Source organism: Massilia sp. GCM10023247 (assembly GCF_042653325.1).
Classification (GTDB): domain Bacteria; phylum Pseudomonadota; class Gammaproteobacteria; order Burkholderiales; family Burkholderiaceae_D; genus Telluria.
This window is the reverse complement of sequence record NZ_JBHSIB010000024.1, coordinates 245,580-264,697: the sequence shown is the minus strand read 5'-3', so window position 1 is coordinate 264,697 and position 19,118 is coordinate 245,580. Positions and strand designations below refer to the sequence as shown.

Sequence of the window (19,118 nt, the reverse complement as noted above, 5' to 3'; positions counted from 1 at the left end):
AGTAGCAGCAATTCAACATTGCCGGACAACTCGGTATGCTCGGTTCATCAATCCGATCCATCCGACATCCACGGAGGCAATTATGGCCCGTATGAGGGCAATCGACGCGGCAGCAGCAGTCTTGCGCAAAGAAGGCGTCAGCAAGGTTTTTGGTGTACCAGGTGCGGCAATCAACCCGTTTTACTCGGCAATGAAGAAGAACGGGGGCTTCGAGCACGTACTGGCGCGACATGTCGAAGGCGCATCGCACATGGCCGAGGGCTATACCCGGGCGGAGGCCGGCAACATCGGCGTCTGCATCGGCACCTCCGGCCCGGCCGGAACCGACATGATCACGGGGCTGTACTCGGCCTGGGCCGATTCGATACCTATCCTATGCATTACCGGGCAGGCGCCCCGGGCACGCCTCTACAAGGAAGACTTCCAGGCGGTCGACATCGAATCGATCGCCAAGCCGGTTACCAAGTGGGCGGTCACGGTGCGCGAGCCGGCCCTGGTGCCGCGCGTCGTCCAGCAAGCCTTCCACATCATGCGCTCCGGCCGGCCCGGCCCGGTGCTGATCGACCTGCCGTTCGACGTGCAGATGGCGGAAATCGAATTCGACATCGAGACCTACGAAAGGCTGCCGGCCTACAAGCCGTCCGCGACCCGTGCCCAGGCCGAAAAAGCCCTCGACATGTTGAATAGCGCCGAGCGGCCCCTGATCGTGTGCGGCGGCGGCGTGATCAATGCCGACGCGGCGGCGCTGCTGCAGGAGTTCGCCGAACTGGTCGGCGTGCCGGTGGTGCCGACCCTGATGGGCTGGGGCGCGATTGCCGACGACCATCCGCTGATGGCCGGCATGGTCGGGCTGCAGACCTCTCACCGCTATGGCAACGCCACCATGCTCGCTTCCGATTTCGTGATCGGCATCGGCAACCGCTGGGCCAACCGCCATACCGGCTCGGTCGAGGTCTACACCAAGGGGCGCAAGTTCGTCCACATCGACATCGAACCGACCCAGATCGGACGCGTGTTCGGACCGGACTACGGCATCGTGTCGGACGCCGGCGCGGCGCTCGAGCAGCTGATCGAGGTGGCGCGCGGGATGGACCTGATCGGCGCCTTGCCGGACCGCAGCAGCTGGGTGGCCGAGTGCCAGGCGCGCAAGCGCAGCATGCTGCGCAAGACCCATTTCGACGAGTCGCCGATCAAGCCGCAGCGCGTCTACGAGGAAATGAACCGCGCCTTCGGCCCCGACACCTGCTATGTCAGCACGATCGGCCTGTCGCAGATCGCCGCCGCCCAGTTCCTGCACGTCTACAAGCCGCGCCACTGGATCAACTGCGGCCAGGCCGGCCCGCTGGGCTGGACCATCCCCGCCGCGCTGGGCGTGTGCGCCGCCGATCCGCAGCGCGAAGTGGTCGCCATCTCCGGCGACTACGACTTCCAGTTCATGATCGAGGAACTGGCGGTGGGTGCGCAATTCAAGATGCCTTACCTGCACGTGGTCGTGAACAATGCCTACCTGGGCCTGATTCGCCAGGCGCAGCGCGGCTTCGACATGGATTATTGCGTCCAGCTGGCGTTCGAGAACATCAATGCGCCGGCGCTGGAAAACTATGGCGTCGACCACGTCGCCGTGGCCGAGGGACTCGGCTGCAAGGCGATCCGGGTGCGCCATGTGGACGACATCCAGCCCGCTTTTGCCCAGGCACGCAGCTGGATGAAAGAGCACCGGGTGCCGGTCATCGTCGAGATCATCCTCGAGCGCGTCACCAACATTTCGATGGGTACCGAGATCGATGCGGTCAACGAGTTCGAGGCGCTGGCCGAGCACCCGGGCGACGCGCCGACCGCCGTCACCGCCCCGATCGCCACCTGACAGGAGAACGCAATGCCAAGATTCGCAGCCAACCTCAGCATGCTGTTTACCGAGCTGCCCTTCCTCGACCGTTTCGAGGCTGCCTCGAAAGCGGGTTTCAAGGGCGTCGAATACCTGTTTCCTTATGCGTTCGAGGCGCGCGAGCTGGCCGAGCGGCTGGACCGCTTCGGGCTGACGCAGGTGCTGCACAACCTGCCGGCCGGCGACTGGGAGAAGGGCGAGCGCGGCATCGCCTGCCATCCCGACCGCGTGGCCGAGTTCCGCGACGGCGTCGGGCGCGCGATCGAGTACGCCCGCATGCTCGGCTGCATGCAGCTCAATTGCCTGGCCGGGATCGCGCCGGCCGGGGTCAGCGACGAACTGCTGCGCGAGACCCTGGTCGACAACCTGCGCTACGCTGCCAGGAAGCTCAAGGAAGCCGACATCCGCCTGCTGGTCGAGCCGGTCAACACCTACGACATTCCGGGCTTCTATGTGAACCGCACTGCGCAGGCCATCGGTATCATCGAGGAGGTCGGATCGAACAACCTGTTCCTCCAGTACGACATCTACCATGCCCAGCGCATGGAAGGGGAGATCGGCAACACGATCGCGAAGCAGCTGGCACGGATCGGCCACATCCAGCTGGCCGATAATCCGGGGCGCAACGAGCCGGGCACGGGCGAGCTGAACTACCCGTGGCTGTTCCGCCACATCGACGGGCTCGGTTACGATGGCTGGATCGGCTGCGAATACAAGCCGGCCGCCACTACCGCCGGCGGACTGGGCTGGATCGAAGCGCTGACCCGCTGAACCGGGCAACAACGATAAAACAGAAGGAGAAGACTATGGCAAAGATTGGTTTCATTGGCCTGGGCATCATGGGTGCCCCGATGGCGGGACATCTCATCAACAACGGACATAGCCTGTTCACCCACACCCAGGGCCCGACGCCGTCCGCCCTGGTCGAGGCCGGCGCGACGGTCTGCGCCAGCAGCGCCGAAGTCGCGGCCCAGGCGGATGTGATCATCATCATGGTGCCCGATACGCCGCAGGTCGAGGAAGTCCTGTTCGCGGAGAACGGCGTCGCCGCCGGACTGGCCGCCGGCAGCGGCAAGATCGTGGTCGACATGAGCTCGATCTCGCCGGTCGCCACCAAGGAATTCGCACGCCGTATCCAGGAGCTCGGCTGCGACTACCTCGACGCGCCGGTGTCGGGCGGCGAAGTCGGCGCCAAGGCGGCCAGCCTGACCATCATGGTCGGCGGCAGCGAAGCGGCCTTCGGCCGGGTCAAGCCTCTGTTCGACCTGATGGGCAAGAACGTGACCCTGGTGGGCGGCAACGGCGACGGCCAGGTGACCAAGGTCGCCAACCAGATCATCGTCGCGCTGACCATCGAGGCGGTGGGCGAGGCGCTGCTGCTGGCGTCCAAGGCCGGCGCCGATCCGGCGCGGGTGCGCACGGCCCTGATGGGCGGTTTTGCCTCCTCGCGCATCCTGGAAGTGCATGGCGAGCGCATGATCAAGCGCAGCTTCGACCCGGGCTTCCGGATCGACCTGCACCGCAAGGACCTGAACCTGGCCTTGACGACCGCGCGCCAGCTGGGCGTGCCGCTGCCGAACACGGCCACCGCCCAGGAGCTGTTCAATACCTGCGCCGCCCACGAAGGCGGCAACTGGGACCACTCGGCCATGGTGCGCGCGCTCGAGATCATGGCCAACTTCGAGATCGGCCAGGACGCCTGATGGACACCCGGCCCCGCGAACTTCTCGGGCGCATGTTCGCCGCGGCCGTCGAGGCGGCCCAGCCGGCGCACTGCATCGCTCCCTGGCTGCCGGAGCCGCCCAAGGGCCGCACCATCGTGATCGGCGCCGGCAAGGCCTCGGCCGCGATGGCGCAGGCACTCGAGCGCCACTGGCCGGCGCCGCTCGAAGGCATGGTCGTCACGCGCTACGGCTATGCGGTGCCCTGCGAACGGATCCGGATCGTCGAAGCGGCGCACCCGGTGCCCGACGCCGCCGGCCTGGACGCGGCGCGCCAGGTGCTCGACCTGGTGCAGGGCCTGGGCGAGGACGATCTCGTCATCTGCCTGGTCTCCGGCGGCGGCTCTTCGCTCCTGCCACTGCCGGGCGAGGGCGTGACGCTGGAGGACAAGCAGGCGATCAACCGCGCGCTGCTGGCGTCGGGCGCGAGCATCACCGAGATGAACTGCGTGCGGCGCCACCTGTCGGCGATCAAGGGCGGCCGGCTGGCCGCCGCCTGCCACCCGGCGCGCGTGCTCAACCTCTTGATTTCCGACGTCCCCGGCGACAATCCGATGGACATCGCCTCCGGTCCCACGGTGGCCGACCCGACCACCTGCGCCGACGCGCTCGAGATCGTCCAGCGCTACGGCATCGCCTTGCCGCCGGCGGCCAGGCAACTGCTCGAGAGCGGCCGCGGCGAGACCGTCAAGCCTGGCGATCCGCGCATCGCCAGGGTCGTCACCCAGCTGGTCGCGTCGCCCCAGATGGCGCTGGAAGCCGCGGCCCAGGTCGCGCGCGAGGCGGGCTTCACGCCGCTGATCCTCGGCGACAGCATCGAAGGCGAGGCACGCGACGTGGCCAAGGTCATGGCCGGCATCGCGCTCCAGGTGCGGCGCCACGGCCAGCCGGCCGCTGCCCCCTGCGTGCTGCTGTCCGGCGGCGAGACCACGGTCACGCTGCGCGGCGGCGGGCGCGGCGGACGCAACGTCGAGTTCCTGCTGGCGCTGGCGCTGGCCATGGGCGACGCGCCCGGCATCCATGCGCTGGCCGCCGACACCGACGGGGTCGACGGCGCGGAAGAGGTGGCCGGGGCCTTCCTCACGCCCGACACCCTGGCGCGCGCCTGGGCGCTCGGCATGCCGCCGCGGCGCAGCCTGGACGACAACGATGCCCATACCTTCTTCGGCGCCCTGGGCGACGCCCTGGTGACCGGGCCGACGCTGACCAACGTAAACGACTTCCGGGCGATCCTGATCACATGATCGGGTGAGCGCCTCGTCACGCTTTTCCTCCCCAGGTGCGGCGCAGCGCCGTCGCACCTGTTTTTTTTCACGTCAATAACAGGACATCCGATGCTACGCCAACGCCGTTCCCGCATCATCGCCACGCTGGGCCCGTCCAGCTCCACCTACGAGCGCATCCGCGCGCTGGCCGACGCCGGCGCCGATGTGTTCCGCCTCAATTTCAGCCACGGCACCCAGGCCGACCACGCCGCCCGGCTGCAGACGATCCGCGAGGTCGAGCGCGACGTCGCGCGCCCGATCGGCGTGCTGCTCGACCTGCAGGGCCCCAAGCTGCGGGTCGGGCGCATCCAGGGCGGCAAGACCTCGCTCGAGGCCGGTTCCGCGTTTCGCCTCGACCTGGACGAGACCGCAGGCAGCGCCGAGCGTGCGCAGCTGCCGCATCCGGAAATCTTCGCGGCGCTGCGCCCGGGCGCCGAACTGCTGCTCGACGACGGCAAGCTGCGCCTGCGAGTCGACAGCTGCGGTCCGGACTATGCGCATACCACGGTGCTCGTGGGCGGCACGCTGTCCGACCGCAAGGGCGTGAACGTCCCCGACGTGGTGCTGCCGATCTCGCCGCTGACGGCCAAGGACCGCGCCGACCTGGCCTTCGGCCTCGAGCTGGGCGTCGACTGGGTGGCCCTGTCCTTCGTGCAGCGTCCGGAGGACATCACCGAGGCGCGTGAGCTGGTGGGCGATCGCGCGTGGATCATGGCCAAGCTGGAAAAGCCGGCCGCGATCGACCAGCTGGAGGCGATCGTCGACCTGGTCGACGGGGTGATGGTGGCGCGCGGCGACCTCGGGGTCGAACTGCCGCCCCAGCAGGTGCCGGTGCTGCAGCACCGCATCGTGCGCGCCTCGCGTGCGGCCGGGAAACCGGTCGTGGTGGCAACCCATATGCTCGAATCGATGATCGCGGCGCCGGTGCCGACCCGCGCCGAAGTGTCGGACGTCGCCAACGCGATCTACGAGGGCGCCGACGCGGTCATGCTGTCGGGCGAATCGGCCTCCGGCCAGTATCCGGTCGAAGCCGTGGCCGTGATGGACAGCGTGATCGCCGCAGTCGAAGCGGACCCCGGCTGGCGCGCCGCCCTGGATGCCAGCCACACGCCGGCCGAGGCGACGGTGGCGGACGCGATCTGCTCCTCGCTGCGCCAGGTGGCCAAGCTGCTGGCGCCGGCCGCCACCGTGACCTATACCTTCAGCGGGGCGACCTCCCTGCGCGCCAGCCGCGAGCGCCCGGCCACGCCGATCCTGGCCCTGACGCCGAACCTGCCCGTCGCGCGGCGCCTGACGATGGCCTGGGGCGTCCATCCGATGGCCTTCGAGGAAGCGCGCACGCTGGCCGGCATGGTCGGCGACGGCGCCGCCGCGGCCATGCGCCACGGCCTGGCGCGCGAGGAAGACAACGTGGTGGTGGTGGCGGGCTTCCCCTCGGGTCAGGTGGGCGCGACCAACCTGCTGCACGTGATCCGGGTGCGTGATGCGCTGGCCCAGCGGGGGCAGTAAAAGTTAAAGAGCAAAGTAAAACGGGCGCCGGAAGGCGCCCGTTTTTTGTCCGTACGAGCCCCGCCCCCCTTAGCCGAGCAGGTCGAACAGGGTGCGCGCGATCACCTTGGTGGCGCGGCGCAGGTCGTCGAGGTCGATGTGCTCGTCGGCGCGCTTGGCGTTGCTCTCCGAAACGGTGCGCGGGCCGCAGCCGTACAGCACGGCCGGAATCCCGTGCTCGCCGAACAGGCGCGCATCGGTGTAGAGCGGGGTGCCGGCGGCCCCGATCGGCTCGCCGAACACGTCCGTGGCGTGGCGCGACAGCGCGTCGACCAGCGGCTGGTTGCCCGGCAGGGGCTGGAGCGCCTTGGCCAGCAGCAGGCGCCGGATGTCGACCGTGATGCCCGCGCAATCGGCCACCGCTTCGCGGATCAGCGCCAGCAGCGCCGCCTCGACCTCGGCCGGGTTCTCCTCGGGAATCATGCGCCGGTCGAGTTTCAGCACGACCTTGCCCGGTACCACGTTGGTATTCGTGCCGCCCTGGATCAGTCCCACGTTCAGGTAGGGGTGGTTGATGCCCTTGACCTGGCTGCGCACCTGCTTGTACAGGGTGTTCTGGTGGTACAGTGCGGTGAGGATCTTGTTCGCGGCCTGGAGCGCGTCGACGCCGGTCTCCGGCACTGCCGCATGTCCCATCTTGCCGTTCACGGTGACTTCCATCTGCAGGCAGCCGTTGTGGGCGGTGACGACCTGGTAGCTGAAGCCGGCCGCGATGAGCAAGTCGGGCTTGACCAGGCCCTGCTCCAGGAGCCAGCCGGGGCCGAGTTCGCCGCCGAACTCTTCGTCGTAGGTGAAATACAGCTCGACGCCGCCCTTGGCCGGGGCGCCCAGTGCTTCCAGCGCGCGCGTGGCAAAGGTAAACGTCGCGAAATCGCATTTGCTGACCGCGGCCGCGCGGCCGTACAGCTTGCCGTCGACGATCTCGCCGCCATACGGCGGGTGGCTCCAGCCTTCGCCCGGCGGCACCACGTCGCCGTGGGCGTTCATGGCGACGGTGGGACCGGCGCCGTAGCGGCGCCGCACCACCAGGTTCGTGATGCTCTGCAGTCCCGCCTCCTGCACCACCGGCGCCGGCACCGCATGCTGCTCGGCCTCGAAGCCGAATTCCTTCAGCAGTTCGGCCGTGCGCTCGGCGTGGGGCGCGTTGTTGCCCGGCGGCGTATCGGTGGGGACGCGCACCAGCTCCTGGAGGAAGCGCACCTCTTCATCGAAATGGGCGTCGATCCAGGCGTCGAGGGAATCGTAGGCGTTGTTGGAGCTTGTGGTCATGGCAGGTCCGTGGCGAGTTGGTCAAGAAGGATCTGGAAGGCGCGCACGCACAGCTCGGCGTCGTCGTTGGTAATGGCTTCCAGCGGGTTGTGGCTGATGCCGTCGTTCTGGCCACGCAGGAACAGCATCGCCTGCGGCATCACCTGGTGCAGCTTCATGGCGTCGTGTCCGGCGCCGCTGGGCAGCCGGAACACCGGCAGCCCGAGCGCCTCGACGGCGCTTTCCCAGCGCCGGCGCCAGGCCGGATCGCAGGGCGCCGCCGCGGCGCGCATGGTTTCCTCGATCGTGCAACTCAGGCCGCGCCGCGCGCAGATCGCCAGCAGTTCCTGCCGGATGTCGGCGGCGCAGGCGTCGCGGACAAGGTCGGTGGTGGCGCGCACGTCGAGGCTGAAGCGGCAGCGGCCCGGCACCACGTTGATCGAGCCGGCCGGCACCTCCAGCATGCCGACGGTTGCCACCAGGTCGGGCACGGCGGCGCCGCGCTGCTCCACATACAGCACCAGTTCGGCGGCCGCGGCCGCGGCATCGCGCCGCATGTGCATCGGCGTGGTGCCGGCGTGGCAGGCCATGCCTTCGATCTCGCCCAGGAAGCGCACGCTGCCGTTGATCGAGGTGACCACGCCCAGCGGCAGGTCGGCATGGTTCAGGACCGGGCCCTGTTCGATATGGGTTTCCACGAAACCGAGGTAGCGCGCGGGGTCGCGCTGCAGGGCGGCGATGTCGTCCACGCGCAGGCCCGCCTGCTCGATGGCCGCGCGCATCGTGATGCCGTCCGCGTCCTGCTGCTCGAGCCAGCGTTGGTCGAAGTCGCCGGTGAGGGCGCCGGAACCGAGGAAGACCGCCTTGTAGCGCTGGCCTTCCTCCTCGGAAAAGCCGACGACTTCGATGCCGAAGGGCAGGCGCCGCTTCTCTCGGCGCAGTTCGCGCACGCAGGCCATCGGCACCAGGATGCCGGCACGGCCATCGTATTTGCCGCCGTTGCGCACGGTGTCGTAGTGGGAGCCGGTCAGCAGGCGCTTCGCATCCGGGTCGGTGCCGTGGTAGACGCCGACCACGTTGCCGACCGCATCGATGCGGGCCTCGTCGAAGCCGCAGTCGTCCAGCATCGAGCGCACCAGCTGCGCCGCGCAGGCGCGGTGGGCCGCGGTCAGGTAGGTCACGCACAGTTCTCCGCGCTCGGCATATCCGGGATCGCTGTGCACGGCCAGGCGCTCGGCCCAGTCCAGCACCAGGTTGCCGAGCACCGGCTCGTGGCCGAACTTGTCGTTCAGGCGGATCTCGGCGATGCGGTGGATGTTGCGCAGGGCTTCGGCGCATTCGACGTCGAGCGGGTTGGCCAGGCGCCGCGCGAAGGTGGCGATGATCTCGCGCTTGCTCAGTCCGGTTCCGCGCGGGCCGCGCACGGCCAGGATGAAGGGAAAGCCAAACTTGGCGTTGTACTCGCCGTTCAGGCGCTGGATGGTCGCGAATTCGTCGGGCGTGCAGTCGGTCAGGCCGGCCTTGTTCTGCTCGTTGGTGGATTCGGCGGTAAGCGACTTCGAGACCATGGCCTTGCCGGCCAGCTCGGGGTGGGCGCGAATCAGGCCGAGCTTGGCTTCGTGCGGCGCGGCGCGCAGCACCTCGACCAGCGCATGCTTGAGCTGGGCCAGGCTGGCGAAGGGCCGGCGCTGCCAGGCGGCGGCGGCGATCCAGGGCGAGTGTTCGTAGACGCCGTCGAGCAGCGCGGTGAATGCCGCTTCGTCGGCGGCGTTGAGTCGGTCCAGGGTCAGCATGGTCACTCCCAGAGGAAAGCGCTGTGTGGGTCGAAAGGATGGACGCGCTTCCAGTGGCGCGCGATGTCGATGCGGCGCGTCACCCAGACCCGGTCGTGGCGCTCGATGTGGTCGAGGAAGCGCTGCAGGGCGCGGAAGCGCCCGGGGCGGCCAAGCAGGCGGCAATGCAGGCCGATGCTCATCATGGCCGGGCGCTCGGCGCCTTCCTCGTAGAGCACGTCGAAGGCGTCGCGCAGGTAGGCCAGGAACGGATCGCCGTGCGAGAATCCCTGGGGCAGGGCGAAACGCATGTCGTTGCAGTCCAGGGTGTAGGGCACGACCAGCTGGGGCACCTCGGTGCCGTCGCTCCTGCGCACGCGCAGCCAGAACGGCAGGTCGTCGCCGTAGTAGTCGCTGTCGTATTCGAAGCCGCCGTAGTCGGCCACCAGGCGCCGCGTATTCGGGCTGTCGCGGCCGGTGTACCAGCCGAGCGGGCGTTCGCCCGTCATCCGTTCGATGGCCTGCATGCCGAGCGCCATGTGCTCGCGCTCGGTCGCCTCGTCCACGTTCTGGTAGCTGATCCAGCGCCAGCCATGGCAGGCGATCTCGTGCCCCAGCTCCTTGAACGCGGCCGCGACGTCGGGGCAGCGCTCGAGCGCCATGCCGACGCCGAACACGGTCAGCGGCATGCCGCGCCGCTCGAATTCGCGCAGCAGGCGCCAGACCCCGACCCGCGAACCGTATTCGTAGATGCTCTCCATGCTCAGGTGGCGGGCCGGGAAGGCGGCCGGATTGAACATCTCGGACAGGAACTGCTCGCTGCCGGCATCGCCGTGCAGCACGCTGTTCTCGCCGCCTTCCTCGTAGTTCAGGACGAACTGCACGGCCACGCGGGCCTTGCCGGGCCACTCGGCCTGGGGCGGCTGGCGGCCGTAGCCCTGCAGGTCGCGCGGATAGGATGGGGTCATGATGCGCCTTTATTCAGGTCTGGGGTTGCAGGAAGGGTGTCAGTGATCGAGGACCTCGGCCAGGTCGATCCGCTGCGGGCCGAGGTCGAGGTTTTGCTGGACGTTCGCCAGGTGCTTCGCGACCAGCCGCACCGCGGCCCGCGCATCGCGCCGCTCGAAGGCGTCGACGATGGCGACGTGCTCGTCGAGCGACTCTTCGGCCGACTGGGTCGACTGGCGCATCAGCGCGATCAGGGACGAGCGCGTCATCAGTTCGCCCAGCATCTGCACCAGCACCTGGTTGCCGAGCATCTCGGCCAGCACCACGTGGAAGTCGCCCAGCAGGCGGGTGCGCCCCGGGACCGCGGCATTCGCGACGGCGGCCCGCTCCAGTTCGAGGTGGGCGCGCAGTTCGCGGACCTGGGCGTCGGTGATCACGGCGCACAGCTGCCGGGTGACCGCCGTCTCGAGGATGCGCCGGACCTCGAACACGTCGCGCGCTTCCTCGGCCGTCGGCGTGGCGACGAAGGCGCCGCGGGCCGGCTCGAGCACCACCAGCCGGTCGCGGCTGAGTTGATTGAAGGCCTGGCGCACCACCGTGCGCGACACCTTGAAGATGTCGCCGATCTTCTGTTCCGACAGCTTGGTGCCGGGGATCAGGCGCCGGTCGGCGATCGCGTTGGTGATCGAATCGACGATGCGCTGGGTGGCGCCGGTGGCGGGCAGGTTGGCAGAACCGGCCGCGCCGGCGGCATCGGCGCCGGCCGCGTCGGCCTCGAAGGCCGCCGGCATGTCGAAGGCGGAAGGGACGATCTTAAGCGGCGGGCGAGGGCGGGACATGGTCTGTAAGGGAATAAATAGTTGACATCGTTCCTTAAGTGTATACACTTTTTACGCAAAAGAAAACAAATAGTGTATGCAATCACCCATCACCAAAGGAGACTTCCATGGGCCACCTCAGCACCCACGTACTCGACCTCATGCACGGCTGCCCGGCTGCCGGGATGCAGGTCACCCTGCAGGCAATCGACGCCGGCGGCGCCCGCACGCTCAAGACGCTCACCTTGAATGCCGACGGCCGCAGCGACGGCGGCCCGCTGCTCGATGCAGGGCAGATGGCGGCCGGGCGCTATCGATTGGTGTTCGCCGTGGCGCGCTACTTCCGCGAGCGCGGCGTCAGCCTGCCGGAACCGGCCTTCATCGACGAGGTGCCGATCGAGTTCGGCATCGCCGACGCCGATGGCCACTATCACGTCCCCCTGCTGGTCAGTCCGTGGACCTACTCGACCTACCGCGGTTCCTAGGCGTTGCACACCACGCTGTGCACAATTTAAAAACTCATATCCAAATATAAAAAAATCGTATACAGTTATTTTGCGTCGCCGCGGAGCGCGTCGGCATGCGGGCCTGGCCCCTTGCCGGTGGTTGCGATGTTCGCCCTTCACAGAGCCCGCTGTGGTGATGGGACAGTACTGCGTCATGGACGCCGTGCTTTCCTTTCGCACGAGGCTTTATGGATTCCTATTTGCTCGAATGGGTCAACCTGCTGCTGCGCTGGACCCACGTCATCACCGCGATTGCCTGGATCGGCGCATCCTTCTACTTCGTCTTCCTCGACAACTCCCTGAGCAAGCCCACCGCGCCCGACCTGGTCGCCAAGGGCGTGGACGGCGAGCTGTGGGCGGTGCACGGGGGCGGCTTCTACCACCCGCAAAAATACCTGGTCGCGCCCAAGGCCATGCCCGAGAACCTGCACTGGTTCTATTGGGAGAGCTATGCGACCTGGCTCTCCGGCTTCGGCCTGTTCACGGTGCTCTACCTGTTCAACGCCGGCACCTTCATGGTCGACAAGTCGGTCCACGACTGGTCCGCCGGGGCAGCGGTGACGGGTGCGCTCGCCTTCCTGGCCGTGTTCTGGCTCGTCTACGACTTCATCTGCCGGACGTTCGGACGCAGGAGCAACGGCGACCTGATCGTCGGCGGGACCGTGTTCGTGTTCGTGGTGGTCGCCTCCTGGCTGGCCTGCCAGCTGTTCGCCGGGCGCGCCGCCTTCCTGCTGGTGGGCGCGATGCTCGCCACCACGATGAGCGCGAACGTCTTCTTCTGCATCATCCCCGGCCAGCGCAAGGTCGTGGCCCAGCTCAAGGCCGGGCAGCCGGTCGACCCGATGCTCGGCTGGCGCGCCAAACAGCGCAGCGTGCACAACACCTATTTCACGCTGCCGGTGCTGCTGGCCATGCTGTCGAACCACTACGGCTGGCTCTATTCGGGCGAACACAACTGGGCAGTGCTGGTGCTGTTGATGCTGATCGGCGCCGCGATCCGCCACAGCTTCGTGGCACGCCACAAGGCGCTGGTGCAGGGCAAGCGGGTGCAGTGGGAGCACGCGGGCGCCGGCGTCTTCGCCCTGCTGGCGATGATCGTCTGGCTGGTGCCGCAACCGGAAGCTTCCGTGCCGGCCATGGCGTCGGCGCCGCCGGCAGTGGAGCAGGGCGCGCTCCACCAGGTGGCGGCACGGTCCGGCGCCGCCCAGTCCAGCTTCTCCCAGGCCAAAAGCGTGATCGACCAGCGCTGCGTGATGTGTCATTCGGCCCAGATGCAGAGCAAGGGCATCGCCTTCGACTCGCCGGCGTCCATCAAGCGCCACGCCCAGGCCGTGTACCAGCAGGCCGTGGTCATGAAACTCATGCCCTTGAATAACGCGACACAGATCACCGCCGCAGAGCGGGACGTGTTGAAGCGTTGGTACGAAGAGGGCGCGCCGGTCGAGTGAGCCCAGGCCGGACGGTGCCGGCGCCGCAGCATGCATTCTTTGGTTTTGGACGTACGCCAATAATAATCAGGAGACAAGCATGAATCATCAGAGCCACCATCCGGTCGACGAAAAGCTACCCCTCGGCCGCTTGACCGCACTCGGTCTGCAACACGTACTGGTCATGTATGCCGGTGCCATCGCCGTACCCTTGATCGTCGGCAGGGCGCTCAAGTTGTCCCCGGAACAGGTCACGATGCTGATCTCGGCCGACCTGTTCTGCTGTGGCCTGGTGACCCTGATCCAGTCGCTCGGCATGTCCTCCTGGTTCGGCATCAAGCTGCCGGTCATGATGGGAGTGACCTTTGCCGCGGTCGGCCCGATGGTGGCGATCGCGAATGCGGTTCCCGGCGTCGACGGCGCCCGCGCGATCTTCGGCGCCGGCATCGGCGCCGGCATCCTGGCCATGCTGCTGGCGCCCATGATGAGCCGGATGCTGCGCTTCTTCCCGCCGGTCGTCACCGGCACCATCATCCTGATCATCGGCGTGAGCCTGATGCGGGTCGGCGTGGGCTGGGCCATGGGCGGTCCGGAATCGGCCGCCCAGAGCGTCGACGTGGCAAGACTGGTGACGATGGTCGACGCTGCCAAGGCCAGCGCGGCCGCGGCCGCATCGAGCATGCCTGCGGGCGCCGTGGCGCCGCCGATGCAGTTGGCCGGCCCGATCCCGATGACGCCGAACGCCTCCTACGGCGCGCTGGATAATATGGCGATCGCCGGTTTCGTGCTGCTGGTCGTGCTGTGCCTGGTGAAATACGTGCGCGGCTTCCTGTCGAACATCTCCGTGCTGGTCGGGATCCTGGCCGGCTGCGCGATCGCCTACGCGGCCGGCAAGATGAATTTCGCCAAGCTGGACAAGGCGGCCTGGTTCGACCTCGTCACGCCCTTCGCTTTCGGCATGCCGACCTTCGACCTGGTGATGATCCTGACCCTGACGGTGGTCATGATCGTCGTCATGATCGAGTCCGCAGGCATGTTCCTGGCCCTGTCCGACATGACGGGCAAGAAAATCGACCAGGCGCAACTGGCGGCGGGGCTGCGCACGGACGGCCTGGGCACCCTGCTGGGCGGCATCTTCAATACCTTCCCGCATACGAGCTTTTCGCAAAACGTCGGGCTGGTCGCCGTCACCGGCGTGAAAAGCCGCTGGGTCTGCGTCGCGGGCGGCATCATCATGATCGTACTCGGCATGCTGCCCAAGATGGCCGCCATGGTCGAAGCGATCCCGCAGTTCGTGCTGGGCGGCGCCGGCCTGGTGATGTTCGGCATGGTGGCGGCCGCCGGTATCCGCATCCTGACCCGGGTCGACTTCGCCGGCAACCGCTTCAACCTCTACATTGTCGCCCTGTCGATCGGCTTCGGCCTGATTCCACTGGTGGCGCCGCGCTGGGCCCAGCAGATGTCGCACAGCCTGCATCCGCTGCTCGAGTCCGGCATCCTGCTGACCGCCTTGTCGGCAGTGGGCCTGAACCTGTTCTTCAACGGCAGCCGCGGTACCGCCTGCGAAAGCCATAGCGAGCACTGCGCCGCCGAGCATCCGGTTGGCCAGGGGAGTCCGGCATGAGGCGCGCCGCCCTGGGCCTGGCCCTGATGGTCGCCGCCGCGGCGAGCCAGGCGGCCGACTGGAGCAATACCTCGGTTGCGTACCGCACCGGCAGCCGCTTCGCCGAACCCTTCAATAGCAAGGACATTCGCAAGCACATCCTGCAGCTGAACCATGCCAGCGGCTACGCTTACGGCAGCAATTTCTTCAATCTCGACCTGCTGCAGTCGGACAAGAACGACCCGTCGGCCAAGGGGGCGACCTCGGGCGCCCTGGAGGCCTACCTGGTCTACCGGCACACGGTCGAATGGGGCAAGGCGACGGGGAGGGCGCTGCGCATCGGCCCGCTGCGCGACGCCGCCTTTACGGCGGGCTTCGACCTGAACACCAGGAGCGACGCCGGCTACAACTCGAAAAAGCGCATGCTGGTGGCCGGGCCGACCTTCCTGTTCGAGGTCCCGGGCATGCTCAACGTCGGCCTCTACGGCCTGTGGGAGAGCAACGCCCCCTACAGCGGCTTCACCCAGGTCAGCACGCCGCGCTACCGCTACGACACCCACCCGATGCTGGGCGCGGCCTGGGCCATCCCGCTCGGCACGACCGGGTTGTCCTTCGAGGGCTATGCCAACTTCATCGGAGCGAAAGGCAAGAACGAGTTCGGGCGCGCCACCAAGCCGGAGACGAACATCGACGTGCAGCTGATGGCCGACCTCAGCCCGCTGGTCGACGCCAGGCCGAAGCGCTTCAGGGCAGGAGTGGCCTACCAGTACTGGCGCAACAAGTTCGGCAACGACAGCGGCACGATTCCCGGCGCGACGGCCAGGACGCCGATGCTCAAGGCGCAGTATCAGTTCTAGGCCGCCGCTCCCCGGCGGGCGCCACCGATCCGGTGCATGGCCGGGCACGGCTGGACGTAGCGCGCGTGAGAATGTATGCAATATGGAACAAATGTAACGAATTGTGTGCAAAACCGTTTGTTGCCGTGCTACATTGATCACATGCGTAAGCCGTTGCGATTATTCTTCATGTGCCTGCTGATCGCCTCCCTGCCCATGCGAAGCATGGCTGGGGTGGTGACGGCGGAGTGCGACATGGATCATCCGGTTGCCCCCGCCAGCGTCGACCACGGCGCCATGTCCGGGCATGCGATGGCCGAGCCCGGCACGCATGATGCGGGGCACGAAGCCGCCGGCGAACATGCAGCCCCAGCCGCGCAGGCGGAACTTGCCTGCGACGAGTGCGGCGCTGGGGGCGGCGTTCCTGGGGCACCCGCTTGCGGCACCTGTGCTGAATGTTGCGTCGGCGCTTGCGCGCCTCCACCACCCATGGCCGTCACTGCGGTCGAAGAAGTCATCAGCAGCCTGCAGCACTTCTCACTCTCTTCCTTTACCGGGCACATACCCGCCCGCATCGAGCGTCCGCCCTCGCTGACCTGAGCGTGCGCGTCCGAGCCGACGCGTTCCGCAGGTTTTCATCATGGATTCGCGGCTTGTCTTTCCGGTGCATTCGCTCGGCCGGATGAGGAGCATCGCTGCGTCCGGTTTTCCTGTCAAATCGTTGGTCCCTTCCTACCGCTCCCGCAAGCGGAACGACGCTTTGGCATCGGCGGCAATCTGCCGTCTGCCCGTATATCGGTTTTGAACACAATGCACCTGGAGAGAAAATGAAATACAAGAAAATTCCGGCAGCAACCGCCGCGCTTGTGCTGGCGATCTCGCATCAAGGCGCCCACGCCCAGCAGCCTGCCACAACGGGCGAGCCCGCCGAGGGCGGGGCCATGCAGCGCGTCCAGATCACGGGCAGCCGGATCAACCTGAGGCAGGAGCAAATTTCCGGGGTCGGTCCGGTCACGGTGATCGACGCCGACAGCATCCAGCGCTCGGGCGCGATCTCGGTCGAAACGCTGCTGCAGCGCCTGCCGTCGTCGGCCGGCACCGCAGGCAACCAGTCGAGCGCTTACTGGACCAGTAATGGTTATGGTACGACCCAGGTGAATTTGCGCGGACTGGGCATCGATCGGACGCTGGTTCTCCTCAACGGCCGGCGCGTGGTCTCGGGCGGCACGGGTGCCAACAGCTCGGTCGACCTGAACATGATCCCGGTCGCGATGATCGAGCGCGTCGAGGTGCTCAAGGACGGCGCCTCCGCGATCTATGGCGCCGATGCGGTCGCCGGCGTCGTCAACATCATCACCAAGAAGGCCTTCGACGGCGTCGAGGCCTCGGTCCGCTATGGAAAGACAGCGCACGGCGACGGCGCGGAAAAGTCGGCCGACGTGGTCTGGGGTACGCGCAGCGAGCGCGGCTCCCTGGTCGCCTCGCTGAACTATTCGGAAAGCGAGGCGGTCAATCTCGCCTCGCGTGCGCCTTGTTCACTATTCGAAGAGGACGGCAAGCTGGCTTGCTCCGGCAGCTCGTCGACGATCGGTGGCCGGGCCCGCCTCGCGGACGGCAGGCGCGTCAACTTCAACCAGGACCCGAACGGCAATCCGCGCGGCTTCGAGACGTATAGCGCGGCCAAGCATGCATACAACAGTAATCCCTTCCTGAACGCAGTCAACCCCATCAAGCGCATCGGTCTCAGCGCCTTTGGCGACGTGCGCCTGAGCGACCGGGTCGAGCTTTTCACCGAACTGATGTTCACCAATCGCCAGTCCGAGCAGCTTGCCACGCCCGGCGCGATCGGCGTCTACCGGCCCATCCGTATCGGCGCCGGCCACCCGACCAATCCGACAGGCCAGGACCTGGTCCTCGAGCGGCGCCGCGTGGCCGAAGTCGGGCCGCGCTACTTCTTCCAGGAGACCAATACCTTCCGCGTGCTCGCCGGCCTCAAGGGAACGATAACGGGCAGTTGGGACTGGTCCACATCGCTGAACTGGGGCCGCAATACGGGCGTCGACGGCATGACCAACATCATCAACCTGGACCGTGTGGACGCGACCCTGAATACGGCGACCTGCGGCACCGGTCCGACCGCCGCGCCATGCGGCAATTACCTCGGCTACGGCAACCTCAGCCAGGCTGTTCTCGATTACATCCACTTCACGACGCGCGACCACGGCGGCAACGACCAGAAGAGTTTCAATGCGGGCGTCAGCGGTGAGCTGTTGTCGCTGCCTGCGGGGCCGGTCGGTTTCGCTTCCGGTTTCGAATACCGCCAGGAGAAGGGCTGGCGCGATCCCGACAGCCTGATCGTCTCGGGTGCGGCCAATACCAATGCCCAGGGTCCGATTGCCGGCAAATACAGTGCGCGCGAAGTGTTCGCGGAACTGGCGGTGCCGGTGCTGGCGAAACTGCCCTTCGTGCAGGCACTGAACCTGAACGCGGCGGCGCGGTATTCCGATTACAGCCTGTTCGGCTCCCAGGCGACCTACAAACTCGGCCTGGACTGGCAAGTCATCGACTCGCTCAAGCTGCGGGCCAACCGGTCGACGGCGTTCCGCGTACCGAACGTGCCGGAACTCTTCGGGGGCGTCTCCGAGGGCAACCTGACCACGACCGACCCCTGCAACAACTGGAACACGATGGATCCGAATTCGGCTGTCTACAAGAACTGCCAGGCCTCGGGCGTGCCGGCGGGCTTTCGCCAGTTCGGGCCGTCGATCCTGACCACCGGGGGTGGCAATCCGAATCTCGAGCCGGAAGATGCCGACACCTTCACGGTCGGCGCCGTCTGGACGCCGTCGAAGTCGCTGACCCTGACGCTCGACTACTTCAATATCGAGATCGATAACGCCATCGAGACCGTACCCGGTTCGACCAAGCTGTCGGTGTGCTACAACTCGCCGGGCTTGTCGCACATCTTCTGCAGCCCGTCGAGCTTCACACGCGATCCGCGCACCGGAGAGATCAACTTCCTGTCGTCGCAGCCGGCCAACGCGGCCCAGCAACGCGTCTCCGGTATCGACTTCGGCGCCCTGTATGACTTCAAGCTGCTCGGATGGAACTCGTCGCTGTCGGCCGACGTGTCGCGCCTGAACCGGTTCGATGTCGCTCCCTTCCCGGGCGGGGAGGTGATCGAATATGCGGGCAAGATCACGGGGGGCCGCGGCAGTTACGCCAAGTGGCGCTCGACCGCGTCGCTGACGACCGGGAACGGACCCTGGTCGGGCTCGTACACCGTCCAGTACATCGGCAAGGCGGACGACATCAATGCGTCGCCTGGCGACATCGGCGCGCGGGCGCCCAGCATCGCCTACCACAACGCCAGCGTGAAATATGCCTTCAACAAGCTCGTGGCGATCTCGTTCGGCGTCGATAACCTGTTCGACAAGCAGCCGCCGTATATCCAGAGCTGGACCGACGGGAACACCGACACGATGACCTACGATCTGCTCGGCCGCCGTTGGCACGCGCGCCTGGCTTACAAGTTCTGATC

15 protein-coding genes are annotated in these 19,118 nt (G+C 67.1%); 11 read left to right on the top strand and 4 right to left on the bottom strand.

Going from position 1 to position 19,118, the window contains the following annotated elements; translation table 11 throughout:
• The first annotated feature begins 82 nt into the window (after positions 1-82).
• From gcl to pyk, 5 genes are all read left to right on the top strand, one after another.
• Positions 83-1,864: a glyoxylate carboligase gene (gene gcl, locus ACFPAH_RS20410; protein WP_379748993.1), complete on the top strand. Its 1,782-nt coding sequence runs from the start codon at positions 83-85 to the stop codon at positions 1,862-1,864.
• Between the two features lie 12 nt (positions 1,865-1,876).
• Positions 1,877-2,656 (top strand): hydroxypyruvate isomerase, encoded by a 780-nt coding sequence (hyi, locus tag ACFPAH_RS20405; RefSeq protein WP_379748991.1) that lies wholly within the window; start codon positions 1,877-1,879, stop codon positions 2,654-2,656.
• 35 nt (positions 2,657-2,691) lie between these two features.
• A complete protein-coding gene (gene glxR, locus ACFPAH_RS20400) occupies positions 2,692-3,588 on the top strand; it encodes a 2-hydroxy-3-oxopropionate reductase (protein WP_379748989.1) in 897 nt (298 codons plus the stop codon).
• Positions 3,588-4,850, top strand: a complete 1,263-nt coding sequence (locus tag ACFPAH_RS20395) for a glycerate kinase type-2 family protein (RefSeq protein ID WP_379748987.1) — start codon at positions 3,588-3,590, stop codon at positions 4,848-4,850. The genes glxR and ACFPAH_RS20395 overlap by 1 nt, the downstream gene beginning before the upstream one ends.
• Positions 4,851-4,940: 90 nt before the next feature.
• Positions 4,941-6,380: a pyruvate kinase gene (gene pyk, locus ACFPAH_RS20390; protein WP_379748985.1), complete on the top strand. Its 1,440-nt coding sequence runs from the start codon at positions 4,941-4,943 to the stop codon at positions 6,378-6,380.
• Positions 6,381-6,449: 69 nt separating this feature from the next.
• Here the strand turns inward: pyk and ACFPAH_RS20385 are convergent, their stop codons facing one another.
• From ACFPAH_RS20385 to ACFPAH_RS20370, 4 genes are read right to left on the bottom strand one after another with little or no spacing between them, the layout of a single operon-like run.
• Positions 6,450-7,688, bottom strand: a complete 1,239-nt coding sequence (locus tag ACFPAH_RS20385) for a M20/M25/M40 family metallo-hydrolase (protein ID WP_379748983.1) — start codon at positions 7,686-7,688, stop codon at positions 6,450-6,452.
• Positions 7,685-9,460 (bottom strand): 2-oxo-4-hydroxy-4-carboxy-5-ureidoimidazoline decarboxylase, encoded by a 1,776-nt coding sequence (gene uraD / locus ACFPAH_RS20380; protein ID WP_379748981.1) that lies wholly within the window; start codon positions 9,458-9,460, stop codon positions 7,685-7,687. The genes ACFPAH_RS20385 and uraD overlap by 4 nt, the downstream gene beginning before the upstream one ends.
• Positions 9,461-9,462: 2 nt before the next feature.
• Positions 9,463-10,407 carry an allantoinase PuuE gene (gene puuE, locus ACFPAH_RS20375; RefSeq protein ID WP_379748979.1) on the bottom strand — a complete coding sequence of 315 codons (945 nt, stop codon included), beginning with the start codon at positions 10,405-10,407 and terminating at the stop codon, positions 9,463-9,465.
• 39 nt (positions 10,408-10,446) lie between these two features.
• The gene (locus ACFPAH_RS20370) at positions 10,447-11,226 is read right to left on the bottom strand and encodes a GntR family transcriptional regulator (protein ID WP_379748977.1); all 780 of its coding nucleotides are present in this window, start codon (positions 11,224-11,226) and stop codon (positions 10,447-10,449) included.
• A 107-nt stretch (positions 11,227-11,333) separates the two neighbouring features.
• On the opposite strand from ACFPAH_RS20370, the gene uraH reads away from it, so the two are divergent.
• From uraH to ACFPAH_RS20340, 6 genes are all read left to right on the top strand, one after another.
• Positions 11,334-11,690: a hydroxyisourate hydrolase gene (gene uraH / locus ACFPAH_RS20365; protein WP_379748975.1), complete on the top strand. Its 357-nt coding sequence runs from the start codon at positions 11,334-11,336 to the stop codon at positions 11,688-11,690.
• A 209-nt stretch (positions 11,691-11,899) separates the two neighbouring features.
• Entirely contained in the window at positions 11,900-13,159 is a 1,260-nt protein-coding gene (locus ACFPAH_RS20360; RefSeq protein ID WP_379748973.1) for a urate hydroxylase PuuD, read from the top strand.
• 79 nt (positions 13,160-13,238) lie between these two features.
• Positions 13,239-14,762, top strand: a complete 1,524-nt coding sequence (locus tag ACFPAH_RS20355; protein WP_379748970.1) for a nucleobase:cation symporter-2 family protein — start codon at positions 13,239-13,241, stop codon at positions 14,760-14,762.
• Positions 14,759-15,598, top strand: a complete 840-nt coding sequence (locus tag ACFPAH_RS20350; protein WP_379748968.1) for an outer envelope protein — start codon at positions 14,759-14,761, stop codon at positions 15,596-15,598. The genes ACFPAH_RS20355 and ACFPAH_RS20350 overlap by 4 nt, the downstream gene beginning before the upstream one ends.
• Before the next feature lie 141 nt (positions 15,599-15,739).
• Entirely contained in the window at positions 15,740-16,177 is a 438-nt protein-coding gene (locus tag ACFPAH_RS20345) for a hypothetical protein (protein ID WP_379748966.1), read from the top strand.
• A gap of 227 nt (positions 16,178-16,404) precedes the next feature.
• Positions 16,405-19,116 (top strand): TonB-dependent receptor, encoded by a 2,712-nt coding sequence (locus ACFPAH_RS20340; RefSeq protein WP_379748964.1) that lies wholly within the window; start codon positions 16,405-16,407, stop codon positions 19,114-19,116.
• Positions 19,117-19,118: the final 2 nt, after the last annotated feature.

What these genes read in the sequence shown, in the direction of transcription:
- puuE (WP_379748979.1), bottom strand. Translation starts at nt 10,407, where the DNA reads ATGACCCCATCCTATCCGCGCGACCTGCAGGGCTACGGCCGCCAGCCG.
- glxR (WP_379748989.1), top strand. Translation starts at nt 2,692, where the DNA reads ATGGCAAAGATTGGTTTCATTGGCCTGGGCATCATGGGTGCCCCGATG.
- ACFPAH_RS20355 (WP_379748970.1), top strand. Translation starts at nt 13,239, where the DNA reads ATGAATCATCAGAGCCACCATCCGGTCGACGAAAAGCTACCCCTCGGC.
- ACFPAH_RS20385 (WP_379748983.1), bottom strand. Translation starts at nt 7,688, where the DNA reads ATGACCACAAGCTCCAACAACGCCTACGATTCCCTCGACGCCTGGATC.
- ACFPAH_RS20360 (WP_379748973.1), top strand. Translation starts at nt 11,900, where the DNA reads ATGGATTCCTATTTGCTCGAATGGGTCAACCTGCTGCTGCGCTGGACC.
- uraD (WP_379748981.1), bottom strand. Translation starts at nt 9,460, where the DNA reads ATGCTGACCCTGGACCGACTCAACGCCGCCGACGAAGCGGCATTCACC.
- ACFPAH_RS20340 (WP_379748964.1), top strand. Translation starts at nt 16,405, where the DNA reads ATGAAATACAAGAAAATTCCGGCAGCAACCGCCGCGCTTGTGCTGGCG.
- pyk (WP_379748985.1), top strand. Translation starts at nt 4,941, where the DNA reads ATGCTACGCCAACGCCGTTCCCGCATCATCGCCACGCTGGGCCCGTCC.
- ACFPAH_RS20395 (WP_379748987.1), top strand. Translation starts at nt 3,588, where the DNA reads ATGGACACCCGGCCCCGCGAACTTCTCGGGCGCATGTTCGCCGCGGCC.
- hyi (WP_379748991.1), top strand. Translation starts at nt 1,877, where the DNA reads ATGCCAAGATTCGCAGCCAACCTCAGCATGCTGTTTACCGAGCTGCCC.
- ACFPAH_RS20350 (WP_379748968.1), top strand. Translation starts at nt 14,759, where the DNA reads ATGAGGCGCGCCGCCCTGGGCCTGGCCCTGATGGTCGCCGCCGCGGCG.
- uraH (WP_379748975.1), top strand. Translation starts at nt 11,334, where the DNA reads ATGGGCCACCTCAGCACCCACGTACTCGACCTCATGCACGGCTGCCCG.
- ACFPAH_RS20370 (WP_379748977.1), bottom strand. Translation starts at nt 11,226, where the DNA reads ATGTCCCGCCCTCGCCCGCCGCTTAAGATCGTCCCTTCCGCCTTCGAC.
- gcl (WP_379748993.1), top strand. Translation starts at nt 83, where the DNA reads ATGGCCCGTATGAGGGCAATCGACGCGGCAGCAGCAGTCTTGCGCAAA.
- ACFPAH_RS20345 (WP_379748966.1), top strand. Translation starts at nt 15,740, where the DNA reads ATGCGTAAGCCGTTGCGATTATTCTTCATGTGCCTGCTGATCGCCTCC.